At 52.1% G+C, this 1,942-nt stretch carries 2 protein-coding genes; both read right to left on the reverse strand.

Features of this window, described 5'->3' with window-relative positions; genetic code table 11:
• Positions 1-109: 109 nt before the first annotated feature.
• Positions 110-271, reverse strand: coding sequence for a hypothetical protein (locus ACLHZ1_RS20395; RefSeq protein WP_427263514.1), 162 nt, complete (start codon positions 269-271; stop codon positions 110-112).
• A 116-nt stretch (positions 272-387) separates the two neighbouring features.
• On the reverse strand, positions 388-1,800 hold the full coding sequence (locus ACLHZ1_RS20400; RefSeq protein WP_427263515.1) for a hypothetical protein: 1,413 nt from the start codon (positions 1,798-1,800) through the stop codon (positions 388-390).
• Positions 1,801-1,942: the final 142 nt, after the last annotated feature.

A 1,942-nucleotide genomic window follows, 5' to 3' on the forward strand; every position in this document is an offset into this window, starting at 1 on the left:
GATATCAGCTATTACCTGATGGATTACTACAACTGGCGGCGTCCACATCAACATAATGATGGGATACCGCCAGCAGAGGCCGAAAATCGGCTTAACTGTGTGTCCGGATTTAGTTGACCACTACAATCAGACCTTCGTTGACCACTTGGAGTGTGGTGATGGGCAGGCCGACCGTCAGGGTTTTGAAGCCCGTATTTGCGGCAATGGCCGGTGAAGCAATAAGACTGACGGCACAGAACAGTGCAGAGAGCAGCAATGTTTTATGGGTCAAGGTGACTCCTTATGTAGATAGTTGGTTGATGTGGGGTGAATCGCCACCAGCGATCTAGACACTTCCCAGCCATAACGGCTTGCGATTCACTCTCGGTTTGCTAGCAATAATGTCAATTACGCCTTGGCCTGACGCCACTTAGTTAGCCATCGATACTGTTCGGGATGAATGCGTAACAGCTCTGCGATAACTGCTTCACGTTTATCGGCTGTCATCCGGGTAAGAAGCGACCTGACATCTGACATAATACTGTCACGACCAGCGCCTCTGGCTTCCGCCTTGCAATACCACTCATGTCCCTCACTAATGTTGCCAAGCTCGATACAGACTGCGCCAAGTAGTGTGCAGGGGCGAAAGTTGTTGGGTTGAAGGCGGTGAGCTTCAGCACCCATGTTCAATGCGGCAGCATGTTCGCCATGGTCACGCATCGCGCCACCATGCGTGGTGAGAATGGCGGATTTCAGCTTGGGCTGACCCTGCCTCTTGGCTGGGATGGCACTCAGCAGCGCAATCGCCTCATTCGATGCTGCGCATTTACGCAAGTGTCCGCTGGCATTGACTGCACTCCATGGGTTCTTGCTGTTGCGGTACTCCGCTAGCCAGTGATCAGCTTCGAGTCGGTTGTAGCTATGCAGAATCTCCTTTGTCTCGTACTCACGGCCATTGCTCTTGAGCCAGATGGTTTCAGTCTCCAGTAGCCGTGTACCTGCATCCAGCTTGAGAAGGATTGCCATGAGCTGTTTGAGGTGATGTGATTCGACATATCCAGTTACACCATACTTCTCCCTGAGTGCTTGGTTCTTCATCCGTGCGATGTACTTGGGGTCACTCTCACGCTGAATCCGCTCAGTCTCAAGTCGCACACTGCGGGCTTTCTGCTCGGCTTTAAAACGTTCTTCATCTGCGGCCTTCTGAGCGGCGATCTCGCGTTGTTTCTGTTGCGCAAGCTCGTTTCGTTGCTCCTGTTCCGCTTTCCCTTTTTGGTCGAACTGCTCTTGGGAGAGTTCGCCGGTCAAGAAGCACAGCAAGGCATTCAACCCCCTGTTCAAGAGAAATTGTCTGTTTGCTGCTGATATCGTCGCGCCTTGTCCGGCAGCGACAAGGAGGCTGTGCAACCTGGCTCCGCCCGTGATCGCACTGGTGATATCATCCACCCAGAATTGTCTGGCCAGTTCATGCGGGGGGAGGGACACAGAATTCTGGCCATCGGCCAGACCATTTTTGATCCGAAATTGCTGCAGGTAATCCCAAGTGGGATTTTGACTGGTCTTCTCTATATTAGCTTTGTCGTCTCGCGGAGCAGCCAAGGGCTTTGTGATTGAGGGTTGGTAGCGATGCACAATCTTTCGTCCCTTATAGTAAAGAGATTTAGAACGGCGCTGCTCCTGTTCTACCGCAGATTGGCGTCTGAACTCGGGGAGAGTCATATCGCCGTTGATAAAGCCCCTCAAGGCGTTGAGATCGTAGCTGGCTAGAATGTCGTAGCGGGGCGAAGTCAGAGGCTCATTCCTGAATATGGCTACGAGCAAACTATGGAGGTTATCGGGTAATCCCCCCGAAAACCTGGGGTGCTCATAAGTAGAATTTTCTCGTATCTTGAACGCAGGAGGTTCTACATGAAAACATCACGCTTTAGCGATGCCCAAATCATCGCCATCCTCAAACAGGCCG

Origin of the sequence: Aeromonas sobria, from assembly GCF_050266975.1 — a bacterium.
Taxonomy (GTDB): domain Bacteria; phylum Pseudomonadota; class Gammaproteobacteria; order Enterobacterales; family Aeromonadaceae; genus Aeromonas; species Aeromonas sobria_B.